The following is a 12,696-nucleotide window of genomic DNA, read 5'->3' on the forward strand; positions in this document are numbered from 1 at the left end:
GCACCTCCGGAAGGGGTCTGCCCCATCATCCCTCGACCGGCTCGGCCGCCGCCAAACCGGGCGCCGCGGAGCCCCGCATCGCGGGTGCCGCAAGGCCCTCACCGCGGGTGCCGTACAGCCCCTGCCGCGGGTGCCGCACAGCCCCTTGCCCGGGTGCCGCGAACCCCCTACAGCGGCAGCCGCGGCGGCACCCCGCCCGCCACCGCGCGCTGCCGCGGCGCCGCATCGCCCGTCCAGCACGACCCGCGCCGCATCAGCAGCCGCTGGAGCCACAGCTCCGTCGAGACCAGCTCCGCGAGACCGCTCAGCGGCAGCGGCTCGCCGTCCGCCGCCGCGCGCAGCGCCTTGCGTACGACCCGGCCCTCCACGAGGCCCGCGTCCGCCAGCAGCGGCCGGTGGAAGAGGTCGGCCAGCTCCGTCGAGGCGCGGCGCAGCCCGATGCGCTCCGCCGACGCGGCGGCCGCGGCGGGGCCGGTCGTCGCGCCCCAGCCCGGCGGCAGCCCGCGGATGCCCGCGCCGTCGAGCACGGCGCCCAGCACCGCCGCCCGCGCGCCCGGCTGCACGCGCAGCGCCTCGGGCAGGGCGCGGCAGGCCCGTACGACCTGGTTGTCGAGGAAGGGAGCGTGCAGCCGCTGGAACCTCACCTCCGCGGCCTGCTCGAAGACGCGGTAGTCGGCGCCCAGTTGCGCCAGCGCCGCGGCGGCGCGGCGCTCGCCGGGGCGGCCGGTGCCGTCGCCGTTCGCGGTGCCCGCGGAGCCGCGGAGGCGTACGGACACCTCGGCCAGTGCCTCGCCCGTCAGCCACCGCGCCGCGGGCCCCGGGCGGCACCAGCTGAGCGCGGCCAGCGACGCGTCGAGCGCGCCCCGGCTGCGTCCGGGCGCCCCGCCGAGCCCGCCCGCGGGGTCGTCGAGGAGCGCGTCGGCGCCTTCGGAGATGCCTTCCCAGTACGTCGTACGGGCCAGCCGGCGGGCCGCGCGGTAGACGGTCAGCGGCGCCAGCACCGAGCCCTCCGCGCGCGCCAGGGCCGTCACGGGCCGGAAGAGCGAGCGCCGTCTGCGGTCCAGCAGCAGGTCCGCGAGCCGGGCCGGGTGCGCGTCGAGGACCTCGCGGGCGCCGACGCCCACGAGGTGGTCGGCGCTGCCCGCGGTGAGCCGGCGCCGGTGCCGGGCCGCGGCCACCAGGGAGGGCCCCGGTTCGTCGGTCAGCGGCATGCTCTCCAGGTCCGCGTACGGCAGCGCCGCCTCGCCGGCGGCCACCACCACGTGGTGCAGCCGCGGGTTGGCGGCGATGGTGCGGGCCCGCTCCAGCTCGGCCTCGTCGGCGCGCGCCGTCAGGTCGTTGAACGTCACGGCCACCAGCCGCTCGCCCTGCCCGGGCCCCAGCCCCGGCGGCGTGCCGGGCGCGCCCGGCAGCCCGGCGGCCAGCAGCGCGAGGGTGCCGGAGGCGATGCCGCCGGACAGGTCGGCGCCGATGCCGGGCGCGGGGCCGCGGGAGGCGCGCCGGTCGGCCGGGCCCATGCCGGGTACGGGGCCGGGGTCGAGGCCGCCGTAGCCGGGTTCCGGCGCGTGGCGCGGGGCGGCCAGGCGGGCGCGTACGGACTCCACCAGCGCGTCGCGCACGCCCGCCACGGCCGGTTCGGTGTCCAGGGAGGGGGCGGCGACGGCGAGGGAGGCGCGCGGCTCGTAGCCGGTGATCTCCTTGGCGCCCTCGCGGAGGATGAGCGCGTGGCCGGGAGGTACGCGGCGCACGCCGGCGTACGGCGTGCCGTCGCCGAGCGCCTCCGGCACGTCGGGGCAGGCGAGTTGGGCGGCGAGGTGGCTGACGTCCAGCTCGGCCTCGATGAGGTCGGCGAGCGGCAGCGCGGCGGTCGCGTACGCCGTGCCGCCGTCCCAGGCGGCGTGGAAGACGGGGCGCGCGCCGGCGAGGTCGCCCAGGACGGTGGTGCGGCGGCCGACCTGCGCGACGGCGGTGTACCCGCCGGACCAGGCGGTCAGGTGCCGTACGGCGCCGCCGCGGGCGGACAGCAGGCCGACGCGCAACTGGTCGTCGCTCGCGCCGCAGGTGCCGAAGATCGCGAGCCGGATCAGCGGCGCGACGTCGACGACGCGGATCTCGTCCGGCCGCCAGTCGCCGACCGCCCACAGCGGATCGGCCCCGCCCCAGACGAGCTGGGCGCCGACGGGGTGGAGGTCGTAGTCGTCGGCGGACTGCGCACCGTCGAGGAACGAGGGCGCGGCGGCGGCACTGCTCCACCCCACCAACCACCGCATGCGTGCCTCCTCGTGGGCGACTGGGGACGTATCGGCATATGCCGAGCGAGCCAGGCGAGCCGGGCGATCGGCATCAACTCCGCCATGCTCAGGGCGTACTGCCGTTTCGTCAGGACCAATGCTGCCACGAGAGGGGCGCATGTGAGTGGATGCGGTCGCGCGGGAGTCTGCCCGTCGCGGCCGGAAGCGCCCCCGGAGGGCGCCGCGCGGGTGCGCTCGCGGCAGTTGGGCGGCCCGGCGGGGGCCGTACACGAGGAAGAGGATCAGCAGGCGCTGCGGACCGGCCCGCGCGCGCCGTCCGGAACGCGGTACGGACACCCGGGCGGTGCCCGGACTCCGGTGCGACCGTCCCGTACGCCCGGATCTACACCCCGGGCGAGGGGCGTCATTCAGCCATTCTGCACACGGCGCAATCCCGGCCAACCAAGCCCGTCTTTTGGGCTTGTGCGGTCCGGGAAGCGTCCCGCGCTCCCCGGACCGTGAGCCGCCGCCCGCGGGGATGAATGACGGCGGAGTTCCCCAGGCCCGCCGCTTTCCCAGGCGCGGCGAGCCGACCCACGGACAACCAGCCAAGCGTGCGCGGCCCTTTGCGGGCAGAGCGCACGTACGGCGCACCGCCACACGACCCCGGAGCACGCGCGCTGCAATCCCGCCATCCGGAAACATTCCTCTTAACGGTCGGGATCCGGCGAACTACGCTGGGTGCATATGCGACCCGGCCGGATCCCCACCTGCCGGACGGGAGCCGTCGGTGGTCGAGGGGTGTGCATGTCCAGGACGCCACGCGGGCCGAACGAGAAGCTGGGCCACATGCTCGCGCTCGCCGGGATCAGCAACGCCGGACTCGCCCGCCGGGTCAATGACCTCGGCGCGCAGCGCGGCATGACGCTTCGGTACGACAAGACGTCCGTCGCCCGCTGGGTGACGAAGGGGATGGTGCCCCAGGGCGCCGCGCCCCACCTCATCGCCACCGCCATCGCCGGCAAGCTCGGCCGCCCCGTGCCGCTGCACGAGATAGGGCTGGCCGACACCGACCCGGCGCCCGAAGTCGGCCTCGCCTTCCCGCGCGACGTCGGCGAGGCGGTGCGCTCGGCCACCGAGCTGTACCGGCTCGACCTCGCCGGGCGGCGCGCGGGCAGCGGCGGCATCTGGCAGAGCCTCGCGGGCTCCTTCGCCGTCAGCGCGTACGCGACGCCCGCCTCCCGCTGGCTGATCACGCCGGCCGACGGCTCGGTCGCCCGCGGCCTCGACGGCGCCGACCCGCAGCACGTGCCCGCCACCGACGGCACGGGGCCGCGACGCGTGGGGCACAGCGACGTCGCCAAGCTGCGCGACGCGGCCGAGGAGGCGCGGCGCTGGGACTCCAAGTACGGGGGCGGCGACTGGCGGGCGTCGATGGTGCCGGAGTGCCTGCGGGTGGACGCGACGCCGCTGCTGCTCGGCGCGTACACCGACGAGGTCGGGCGCTCGCTCTTCGGCGCGACCGCGGAACTCACCCGGCTCGCCGGGTGGATGGCCTTCGACACGGGGCAGCAGGAGGCGGCCCAGCGGTACTACATCCAGGCGCTGCGGCTCGCGCGGGCGGCGGCGGACGTGCCGCTCGGCGGGTACGTGCTGGCGTCGATGTCGCTCCAGGCGACGTACCGCGGCTTCGCCGACGAGGGCGTGGACCTCGCCCAGGCGGCGATCGAGCGCAACAGGGGGTTGGCGACGGCGCGTGCGATGAGCTTCTTCCACCTCGTCGAGGCGCGGGCGCACGCCCGCGCACAGGACGAGGCGTCGTGCGGCACGGCCCTGGCGGCGGCGGAGAGCTGGCTGGAGCGCGCCCGCGAGGGCGACCCGGACCCGGCCTGGCTCGACTTCTACGCCTACGACCGGCTCGCCGCCGACGCCGCCGAGTGCTACCGCGACCTGCGGGTGCCGCTCCAGGTGCGGCGGTTCACCGAACAGGCGCTGGCGCGGCCGACGGAGGCGTTCGTCCGCTCGCACGGGCTGCGGCTGATCGTGGCGGCGGTCGCGGAGCTGGAGTCGGGGAACCTCGACGCGGCGTGCGCGCAGGGCACGCGGGCGGTGGAGGTCGCGGGCCGGATCTCGTCGGCGCGGACGACGGAGTACGTGAAGGACCTGCTGGCCCGGCTGGAGCCGTACGGCGACGAGCCGATGGTGGCGGAACTGCGCGAGCGCGCCCGCCCGTTGCTGGTCGCGCCGGCGTAGGGGTACGCACCCGGGCGCGCCCGGCGGCGCGGTGCGCCGGGGCGGGGGGGCGTACGGGCCCGGCGCTCGGGCACCGGACGGTGGCGGACCAGGCGCCGGACGGGGCGGCGCTCAGCGGCAGTCGATGACCGAGTCCGCCCAGTCCGTCAGCACCGCGGTGTGGACGGGGTGCTGCGGTTCCGCTTCCAGCCGGATGGTCTCGGTACCGGACGGCAGGCCCACGTCGACCACGGCCGCCTGCTCGCCCGCCTCGACCCAGCCGGAGCGCCAGAGCGGGGCATCGTCGCCGTAGACGGTGAACCTGGCCACCCCCAGGCGGTGCATCATGTCGTCGACGCCGGCCGCCGCCCGGTACCGCGTACAGGACCGGTTCAACTCGATGACCAGCGACGACTTCGCGGACACGGTGACTCCGTGGGCGTAGGTCTGCCCGCCGACCTCCAGATCCTCGCGCTGCCACCACCAGCCGCTGCGGCTCGCGACGATCTCCGGGTCCGTGCCGTCGCCGAGGACGTCGGCGTCGAGGCCGGCGACGCGGTACGGCTCGGCGGGCGGCGGTGGTGGCGGGGGCGGCGGCTTCGGCGACGGGGTGGGTGTCGGGGTCGGCGTGGGCGTGGGGGTCGGCGTGGGGCTGGGGGAGGGCGGCTCCGGAGTCGGGGTGGGCGTCGGCGTCGGCGTGGGCTCCGCCGGCTCCGGGGCCGGGGGCGGGGGAGCGGGCTCCGGCTTCTTCTCGGGCGGGGGCGCCGGGGGCGGCGCCGGGGCCGAGGAGGCGGGCGGGTTGGCGACCGGCTCCTTCTCGCCGTCGCCGCCGGAGAGTACGAGCGCGAGCGCCGCTGCCGCCGCGGCCACGACGATGCCCGCCGCGGCCGCGACCTTCACCGGCGCACCGACGCCCTCGCCCGCCGCCGCACCGGCACCGCCGGCCGCGCCCGAGCCGGCCCCGGCGCCCGCCCCGCCGCCGACGCCGCTCGCCGCCGCCGCGGCCCCCGCACCGGTGGCACCCGCCGCCCCGGCGCCCGCGCCGACGCCCGCGAACCCGGCGGCCTTCGCCGCCGCGGCCGACGCGAACCAGCCGACCACCGCGACCGGAAGCAGCGTGCTGAGCCGGGAGTTGACGTCCGCGACCTCGACCGCCGCCATGCGGCACCGCGCGCAGTCGTCCAGGTGCTTGCGCAGCCCCCGCTCGGCGCGCATCCGCAGCCCGCCGCGGGCGTACGCACCGAGCCGGTCGGCGTAACGGGCGCAGTCGCCGCCCGCGGTGAGCGCGGTCGAGACGTGCGCCTGGAGGTACGCCTGCTTCAGCCCCTCGCGGGCGCGGTGCGCCAGGACGGCGGTCGCGTTGGCGGTGAGCCCGAGCAGCGGCGCGACCTGGCTGGGGGACTCGTCCTCCACCGTCGTGTGCCACAGCACGGTCTGCCAGCGCTCGGGCAGGCTGCGGAACGCCTGCACCGCCATCGACTGCTCGGCCTCGTGCATGGCCCGTACGTCGGCGCCGAGGTCGAGGGTGTCGTCGTCGGAGACCGGCCGCGCGGCCTGGGTCGCGAAGACGGCGAAGTCGTCGACGAGTTGCTCGCGCTTGGCGGTCTTCGTCCAGGCGGCGGCGACCCGCCGCACGGTGGTGAGCAGATAGGCCCGCACCGCCGTCTCGGGACCGGCGCCGCCGCGGACCGCCTGGAGCGTACGGGCGAAGACCTCGGCGGTGAGGTCGTCGGCGGTGTGCGGGTCGCGGCAGCAGGTGCGCGCGTACCGGCGGACCGCCGGGGCGTGCCGCTGGTACAGCTCCTCGTACGCGCTGTCGTCGCCGTTACGCATCCGGCCGACCAGCTCGGTGTCGGAGGGCAGGGGGCCCGTGACCCCCTCGTCCCGCCGCTCACGCTGCTGGGGAATCGCCCCCACGGCCTCGTCGGCACCGCCGGAGGTCCCCCCGGTCCCGCCGGAGGGCCCGCCGTCCATGGCATGCCCGCGATCGTCCCGATCGTCAACTGCCATGCCGCAAGCTCCCGTAGACGCTCGTCAAGCCCGTCATTCGGGTGAGCGTGTCACAACGGACCGTGGCCGCCGTCCGGGTTGAACGGTCAACCACCCGTTGGGGGGTTTTCCCGCTCGCGGCGCACTACCGGTCACGCTTTCGGGGTAGACGGCGGCCTCGCTTGACGAACGGGCCGCCACGCCGGCCACGGAAGCCGGCACCCGGCGAGAGCCACCCTGACGGGCGACGCCGTCAACACGAACCACCGCCCGCGGGGCCACCCGTCAAGGGGAACCCCCGCGGGGCCCGTCAGGGCACGCCGAGGCACACCCCGGCGCACCCCCGTCGGGCACCGCCCGGGGCTCAGCCCTCCGCGTGCGGCCGCAGCCCGTCGAGCAGGATGTCCAGCAGCCGCGCGGACGCGACCGCCTGCTGCTCCGGGTCCGGCAGGGACGGCGCCGCGGTGGCTATCACCAGCAGCACGTCCGACACCGATACGTCGGCGCGGAGCGACCCCGCGTCCCGGGCCCGCGCGACCAACTGCCCGACCACGTCGAGCAGTGCCGCCGCGTCCGTACCGCCGACGCTCACGCTCTCCGCACCCGCGCCCTCACCCGCGACCGCACCGCCGGCCTGCGGCGCCGTGCCGTCCGGCGAGGGCCGCTGCTGCGGCACCCGCGGCTCGCCCTCCGGCGCCTGCGCCGTCACGCCCAGCACCTGCGGCGGCAGCAGCCGCCCGGCACCGGAGTCGACGGACGCACGGAGGAAGCGGGCCAGCGCGGCCCACGGCTCGTCCTCCTGCTGCAGCGCGGCGCGGGCCTGCTCGGTGAGCCGCGCGGTCTCCGCCTCGGCGATGCGCTTGACCAGCACTTCCTTGCTCGGGAAGCGGCGGTACACCGTGCCCACGCCGACCCTGGCGCGGCGGGCGACGTCCTCCATCGGGGCGCCGTAACCCAGCTCCCCGAAGACTTCGCGCGCGGCACGCAGGACGTGCTCCAGATTGCGCTGCGCGTCTACCCGCAGCGCCGACCGGCCATTCGTCGGCAGTTCGCCGGAAGTGTCCGATCCCGACATGTTTGCTGACAGACGACTGCTCTGAACCTGCATCTCTGTTTCCCCCGGTTATGACAGTCTCCCCCCGGAGACTCCCCACCCTGCTTACCGGAGTGCATCTGGTCGGGCCACTCCGGCTCGTACGAACATAGTTCAGCAGAAGTCAAGAGAGAAGGGGCTGTGGATAAGGATCGGCCGCGGGGCGGACACCACGGGCGCCGGAAATCCTTCCCCCGCCTGTGGACAAAAGTCCGAACGCGGTGCGTCATGGGTGTTCCGAGGCCGCCGTCGGCGGCCTCGCCCCGGGCCCGCACCGCCGCCGGCGGCGCGCGGCGAGGCCGGGCCCCAGGCGGGACCCCAGGCAGGAGGTTGCCCATGACGAATCCGACGCGGGTACTCGTCGTCGGTGGCGGCAACGTCGGGATGGCAGCGGCGATGCGGCTGCAGAAGCACCTCGGCAAGCAGCTCAGAAGCGGCGCGGCGCAGATCACCCTGGTCGCCCCCGACCCGTACATGACCTACCAGCCCTTCCTCGCCGAGGCCGCCGCCGGCTCCGTGCAGCCGCGCCACGTCGTGGTGCCGCTGCGCCGCGTGCTGCCCCGCTGCCGTGTGGTCGCCGGCCGCGTGACGTCCGTCGACCACCCCGCGCGCACCGCCCGCGTCGCGACGCTCGCCACCGACGAGACCGGCGAACCGCCGCTCGACCTGGCGTACGACCAGCTCGTGCTGGTGCCCGGATCCGTCTCCCGGGTGCTGCCGGTCCCCGGACTCGCCGAGTACGGCATCGGCTTCACCTCGATAGAAGAAGCCATCGGCCTCCGCAACCACGTGCTCGAACAACTGGACATCGCCTCCTCCACCCGCGACGCCGCCGTCCGCGAGGCCGCGCTCACGTTCGTGTTCGTGGGGGCGGCTACGCCGGTGTGGAAGCACTCGCCGAGCTCGAAGACATGGCGCGTTACGCCACCCGCTACTACACCGGCGTACGCCCCGCGGACATGCGCTGGGTCCTCGTCGAGGCGAGCGATCGCATACTGCCGGAGGTCGGCGAGCGGCTCGGCGAGTACGCCGTACGCCGCCTGCGCGAACGCGGCATCGACGTACGCCTGGAGACCCGCCTGTCGAGCTGTACGGACCGCGTCGCCCAGCTCGACGACGGCGCCCGCTTCCCCACCCGCACCCTCGTGTGGACCGCCGGCGTCCGCCCCAACCCCGTGCTCGCCGCCACCGGCCTGCCCCTCAACGACCGCGGCCGCCTGCGGTGCACCCCCGACCTCCGCGTCGAGGGCGAGGACGCCGTCTGGTCCGCCGGCGACGCGGCCGCCGTACCCGACCTCACCGCCGACGAGCCCGGCGCCCTCTGCGCCCCCAACGCCCAGCACGCCGTCCGCCAGGCCCGCGTCCTCGCCGACAACCTGGCCGCCGCCCTCCGCGGCACACCCCTGCGCGACTACCGGCACCGCTACGCCGGCTCCGTCGCCTCCCTCGGCCTCCACAAAGGCATCGCCTATGTGTACGGCCACCGGCTGAAGGGCTACCCTGCCTGGCTCATGCACCGTGCGTACCACCTAGGCAAGCTCCCCACCGTGGGCCGCAAGGCCCACGTGCTCGCCGAGTGGACCCTCGCCGGACTGTTCAAACGGGAGATCGTCGCCCTCGGCTCGCTGGAACACCCCCGGGCGGAATTCGAACTCGCCACCCGGTCGGGTCGCGGCCCTGACGGCGACTGAGGCGGGGCATGTGACCATGGACGGGCACGAAACGGCACGGAGCGAAACGAACGACCAACGAGTGGACCTGGGACTGGCACGCTTGAACTTCACGCGCTGGAGCCCCCGGCTCCCCGGATCCCCGCGCCGCACCGCCGCCGCGCGGGGCTTCCGCGGTGCCGTCCCCTCCGCCCGCGCCGGACGGCAGGGCCGCCGCGCCGCGGCGGAACCGCCGGCCGGCGCCGAGCCGGACGCCGACCCCGGCGGTACGGCGAGCGGCGGCGGCGACACGGGCCCGGAACCCGATACGGAACACGACGTCGACCCCGGCATCGAGCTGCCCGTCAGCGCCACCCTCGGCCGGCTGCCGGCACCCGTCGCGGTCGTCCACGGCCCCGACCACCGCACCGCCTACGTCAACGACGCCTACGCCGCCGTCTTCGGCGCCCGCGCCCCGGGCCGCCCCGCCCGCGACGCGCTGCCCGAACTCGCCGAGCTGGGCCTGCTGCCGCTGATGGACCAGGTGCTGCGCAGCGGCACCCCGCGCACCGTCAAGGCCCGCCGCGCCCCCGACTCCCGCTCGTACACGTTCACCTGCAGCCCCATCGACGTCGGCGAGAGCGGCGGCGTGCTCGTCTCCGCCGCCGACGTCACCGACCAGGTGGAGGCCGCCGAGCGGCTGCGCGCGGGCGAGCGCATGCAGCGCGAGGCCGCGGTGGCGCTGCAGCGCAGCCTGCTGCCGGAGAAGCTGGAGCACCCGGACGACCTGCGGGTCGCGGCCAAGTACCAGCCCGGCGGCACGGACGCCGCCGTCGGCGGCGACTGGTACGACGTCATCACCCTCGGCGCCGGCCGCACGGCCATGGTCATCGGCGACGTCATGGGGCGCGGCGTCCGCGCCGCCGCCGTCATGGGCCAGTTGCGCACCGCGGTACGCGCGTACGCGCGCCTGGACCTGCCGCCGCACGAGGTGCTCCAGCTCCTCGACGGCCTCGCCGCCGAGATCGACCCCAACCAGATCGCCACGTGCGCGTACGCCGTCCACGACCCGCATGAGGGCCGCCTGGTGCACGCCTCCGCCGGTCACCTGCCGATCCTCATCCGCGACGCGGACGGCACCGTGCGCCGCGTCGACGAACCCACGGGACCGCCCCTCGGCACCGGCGGCTGGGTGCACGGCTCCGCCGAACTGCCCTTCCCGCCCGGATCGACCGCCGTCCTCTACACCGACGGCCTCATCGAGCGCCGCGGCCAGGACATCGAGGAGGGCGTGAACGCGCTCGCGAGCGCGTTCGCCGGCGCGGCAGGCGCACCGGGTGTCGTCTGCGACCGCCTCATCCGCTCCCTCGGCGTCACCGCCGAGCACGACGACGATGTCGCCGTGCTCGTCCTGGAGCACCCGCTGCGCGACGACGGCGAGGCCGAACTGTTCCGCGGCGCGGCGCTCGACCTCCTCGGCGGCGTCGAGGCGGCCCCGCGTGCCCGCGCCTTCGCGGACGGCGTCCTGGCGAGCTGGCGCTTCCCGGCGGAGCTGCGCGAGCTGGGCGTGCTGGCGGCCAGCGAACTCGTCGCCAACTCCCTCCAGCACGGCTCCCCGCCGATGCGGCTGCGCCTGCGGCGTACGGACCGGAGGCTCATCGTCGAGGTCACCGACGGCGACGACCGCCTGCCGCGCCGCCGCCAGGCGGAGCCGGGCGACGAGAACGGCCGCGGCATCTCCATCGTCGCCACGATCGCCTCGACCTGGGGCTCACGGCGCACCCTGGGCGGCGGCAAGGCGGTGTGGTGCGAATTCGCCCTGCCGGGCGACCACGGCCACTGACGTTCGCGTACGGAACGGGGCGTACCCGCGCGGGCAGAAGCCCGCGCGGGTACGCGCCTAGGCCGCCTGGACGGGTGCCTGCTCGGCCCCGGCCGGCGCCGGCTTGTGGGCCGCCACCTGCACCGTGCCCGCGAGCCGCGGGCAGTCCTGCAGCGGCGTCAGCCGCCGGCCCAGCCGCAGCCCCATCACCGTGACGCCCAGCGAGCACACGACGAGCATCGAGATGTACGCCCCGTACGCCCCGGCCCCCGCGAGCAGCCCGCCGACGGCGGGCCCGATGGCCAGCGCCAACTGCTTGACCAGCGCGAACACCGAGTTGTAATGCCCGATGTGCGAACCCGGCGCCAGATCGGCCACGAGAGGGGCCACGGTCGGCGACAGCATCGCCTCGCCGAGCCCGAAGAGCGCGTACGTGGAGATGATCGCCGCCGTCGCCATCGCCTGCCCGCCCGCGACCCACCCGGAGGCCCCGGCCACCAGCCACGCGACCGTCCATATGAGTCCGACCGCGGCGATGACCCGGCTGCGCCGCCGCCGCTCCACGAGCCGCAGCACGGCGAACTGCGCCACGACGATCACCGCGGTGTTCGCCGCCAGCGCCACCCCGAGCGTCGACGGGGATATCCCCGACACCTCGACCGCGAACGCCGACAGCCCGGACTCGAACTGCCCGTAGCAGGCGAAGAACATCACGAAGCCCAGCACGCAGAGCCACACCATCGCCCGGTCCGCGAGCAGGATCCGCCACCGCCCCCGGGCGCCCTCGCCCGCCGGCACGGCGTGCGCGGCGCGCGTCCCGCGCGGCAGCCGCACCGTGGCCACCACGGCGCCGAGCACCAGGAACATCACCGACTCGATGGCGAAGAGGCGCACGAACGACCCCGCGTGCTCCTCGTCCACGAGCAGCCCGCCCAGCAGACCGCCGACACCGAGCCCGAGGTTGTTGAGGAAGAACTGCGTCGCGAACGCCCGCGACCGCGTCACGGTCGTCGAGCACCAGACGATCATCGTCGCCAGCGCCGGCTGGATGACCGCCATCCCGGCGCCCATGACCAGCGTCGAGGCGAGCACCATCGGCGCCGTCGAGGCCAGCCCCAGGGAGAGCGCCCCGGCCGCGGCCGCGACCGTACCGGAAAGGGCCACCGGCAGCGGCCCGCGCCGGTCGATGAACCGCCCGGTGAAGGGCAGGACGAGCAGCGCGGCCATGGCGAACCCGGCGAGCGCGACACCCGCCGTGGTCGAGCCCAGGTCCCGCACCCGCGATACGTACAAGAACGTGTACGGCACGGTGAAGCCGCTGCCGAAGGCACTCAGCGCGTTCCCCACCTGGATCCTGCGGAGGGCCGCGGCTCCGGTCTCGCGTGTCACTGCTCACCACCCCTACACACGTACGGCCCGGCGCCGACGAGCTACCGGGTCGAAGACTTCGATGCTAAAGTTCAGACCTAAAGAGTACACGGCTGAGAAGTTCGACGCGAACGAGATTGGTGGAATACTGCGGGCCATGTCCGACAGCGACGCCCCGGCCCCCGATGCCGAACGGACGCCCACGCAGGAGCTGCGGTCGCTCGACGAGCAGATCGCGCTCTACCAGCGGGAGTTCCAGGACCTCGACCCCCAGGTCGAGCAGATCGTCTCGGCCCTCAGCCGGCTCAACCG

Annotated in this window: 7 protein-coding genes and 1 pseudogene (1 of these 8 running past the window's edge); 4 read left to right on the forward strand and 4 right to left on the reverse strand. The window is 75.7% G+C overall.

The window, feature by feature from the left end:
• Positions 1-167 precede the first annotated feature (167 nt).
• Positions 168-2,270: an asparagine synthase-related protein gene (locus tag DMB38_RS20985; RefSeq protein ID WP_125936490.1), complete on the reverse strand. Its 2,103-nt coding sequence runs from the start codon at positions 2,268-2,270 to the stop codon at positions 168-170.
• A 768-nt stretch (positions 2,271-3,038) separates the two neighbouring features.
• Here DMB38_RS20985 and DMB38_RS20990 point away from each other — a divergent pair.
• Positions 3,039-4,484 carry an MFS transporter gene (locus tag DMB38_RS20990; RefSeq protein ID WP_125936491.1) on the forward strand — a complete coding sequence of 482 codons (1,446 nt, stop codon included), beginning with the start codon at positions 3,039-3,041 and terminating at the stop codon, positions 4,482-4,484.
• 111 nt (positions 4,485-4,595) lie between these two features.
• Here DMB38_RS20990 and DMB38_RS20995 read toward each other — a convergent pair whose 3' ends face one another.
• Both DMB38_RS20995 and DMB38_RS21000 read right to left on the reverse strand, forming a co-directional pair.
• Positions 4,596-6,473, reverse strand: coding sequence for a sigma-70 family RNA polymerase sigma factor (locus tag DMB38_RS20995; protein WP_125936492.1), 1,878 nt, complete (start codon positions 6,471-6,473; stop codon positions 4,596-4,598).
• A 343-nt stretch (positions 6,474-6,816) separates the two neighbouring features.
• Positions 6,817-7,527, reverse strand: a complete 711-nt coding sequence (locus DMB38_RS21000) for a TetR/AcrR family transcriptional regulator (protein WP_125936493.1) — start codon at positions 7,525-7,527, stop codon at positions 6,817-6,819.
• A gap of 354 nt (positions 7,528-7,881) precedes the next feature.
• On the opposite strand from DMB38_RS21000, the pseudogene DMB38_RS21005 reads away from it, so the two are divergent.
• Positions 7,882-9,236: pseudogene (locus DMB38_RS21005) on the forward strand (NAD(P)/FAD-dependent oxidoreductase).
• A gap of 82 nt (positions 9,237-9,318) precedes the next feature.
• Positions 9,319-11,037 (forward strand): SpoIIE family protein phosphatase, encoded by a 1,719-nt coding sequence (locus DMB38_RS21010; RefSeq protein ID WP_206337720.1) that lies wholly within the window; start codon positions 9,319-9,321, stop codon positions 11,035-11,037.
• A gap of 57 nt (positions 11,038-11,094) precedes the next feature.
• Here DMB38_RS21010 and DMB38_RS21015 read toward each other — a convergent pair whose 3' ends face one another.
• A complete protein-coding gene (locus tag DMB38_RS21015; RefSeq protein WP_125936495.1) occupies positions 11,095-12,405 on the reverse strand; it encodes an MFS transporter in 1,311 nt (436 codons plus the stop codon).
• A gap of 136 nt (positions 12,406-12,541) precedes the next feature.
• Between DMB38_RS21015 and DMB38_RS21020 the strand changes: the two genes are divergently transcribed.
• Positions 12,542-12,696, forward strand: the start of a protein-coding gene (locus DMB38_RS21020; RefSeq protein WP_125936496.1) for a MarR family transcriptional regulator. It continues 424 nt past the right edge of the window; 155 of the gene's 579 nt are visible here — the first part of the coding sequence; the start codon lies at positions 12,542-12,544; its stop codon lies beyond the right edge, outside the window.

It is taken from the genome of Streptomyces sp. WAC 06738, assembly GCF_003945505.1.
GTDB lineage: Bacteria > Actinomycetota > Actinomycetes > Streptomycetales > Streptomycetaceae > Streptomyces.

Bases quoted from the DNA above. Each gene is read 5' to 3' on its own strand.
- DMB38_RS20985 (WP_125936490.1), bottom strand. From the start codon at position 2,270: ATGCGGTGGTTGGTGGGGTGGAGCAGTGCCGCCGCCGCGCCCTCGTTC.
- DMB38_RS20990 (WP_125936491.1), top strand. From the start codon at position 3,039: ATGTCCAGGACGCCACGCGGGCCGAACGAGAAGCTGGGCCACATGCTC.
- DMB38_RS20995 (WP_125936492.1), bottom strand. From the start codon at position 6,473: ATGGCAGTTGACGATCGGGACGATCGCGGGCATGCCATGGACGGCGGG.
- DMB38_RS21000 (WP_125936493.1), bottom strand. From the start codon at position 7,527: ATGTCGGGATCGGACACTTCCGGCGAACTGCCGACGAATGGCCGGTCG.